This window comes from Endozoicomonas sp. SESOKO2 (assembly GCF_024606245.1).
Taxonomy (GTDB): Bacteria; Pseudomonadota; Gammaproteobacteria; order Pseudomonadales; family Endozoicomonadaceae; genus Endozoicomonas_A.
Genome location: NZ_JAHHPQ010000132.1, coordinates 1 through 1,088 on the forward strand (window position 1 = coordinate 1; position 1,088 = coordinate 1,088).

The 1,088-nt window shown below is 43.0% G+C and carries 1 protein-coding gene; it reads left to right on the forward strand.

Annotated features, from left to right (window positions below; all coding sequences use genetic code 11):
- Window positions 1–117: 117 nt before the first annotated feature.
- A partial coding sequence (locus KDK17_RS03485; protein ID WP_257287346.1) for a hypothetical protein occupies window positions 118–1,088 on the forward strand: 971 nt, incomplete at its 3' end.

A 1,088-nucleotide genomic window follows, 5' to 3' on the forward strand; every position in this document is an offset into this window, starting at 1 on the left:
ATTGATGAGCTGAATCGATTAAGATCCATTGCCACCTTTGATGACGTTAAAACCTTCATTCTGGATGGTCGCCATCAAGAAATATCCCGGCCACTTGAACAGCAGCCGTTAACCGCAGTGCACCAGGAAGAGGAAGTCTATCAATTGCTGTGTGAGGCCAGTTTTATCTTGCATGGCCCGAGTGGTTTGATAGCGCCGTTGGCAAACAGCGATGGTAAATTTGCCAGCAAAACGGTGGGTGTTAGTGAGTATGAACTCAGAAGCGGAGGTTATAGTGAAACAGACCCCCATGGAATAGAAGAGATGGGTATGGGCTTTAGCTGTCAGCGGCTATACCTGATGGAAAATACATACCCTGACACTGTATTCAAGGATGATTTACTGCGTAAGTATTGCGCTAATCCACTGAGCAAAAGCAGTGATGGGAATGACCAGAGCGTATTTTACTTTGCCTATGGTAATACTAAATATTTTCTCGCTAAGGTGCTGAGAGTTTTGGTGCTGATGGAAGGAAACAACGACAGAGATGTGGTGTTAGTCAGCTCTCGGCAGCTTAATCCGGGCCACTTCAGTGAGTATTTCTCTGAACAGCGACCGGACTTTTTTCCCTATAAGTCTGTTAAGGTATTTAAAATCAACAGTGATGATAAAAAAGATGTGATCATGACTTTTCAAAATTCCGATGGGCAGCAGGAAAAAAATATACACATTATTACCCCTGGTCGAATAGTAAATAGTGACTTTGATCTGTTACAACAAGGTTCTGTAATCAATTGGTGTTCCGGTGATATCAGTGTCTCCGATGTTCTTGCCAAAGGAAAAATTCCAATCATTCACCTATTTAAAAAACGGGTTCTATCTTGCGGAATGATAAATGTAATGGAACAATTTTGTGCAATTCCGGGAAATGAGCAATATGGTTCTTTGATGAGCCCCTGGAGAACGGCTGGTGTGGAATTTGCTGATGACGCCAGAAAAGGTATTCTCACGAAAAGACCAGCTAAGAGAGTCTCCTTGCAACGACTGCTTGGCTCGCAATGGCAAGCGTTCGAACGTGACTTCACGGATTGGTTAAAAAAGAACAATCA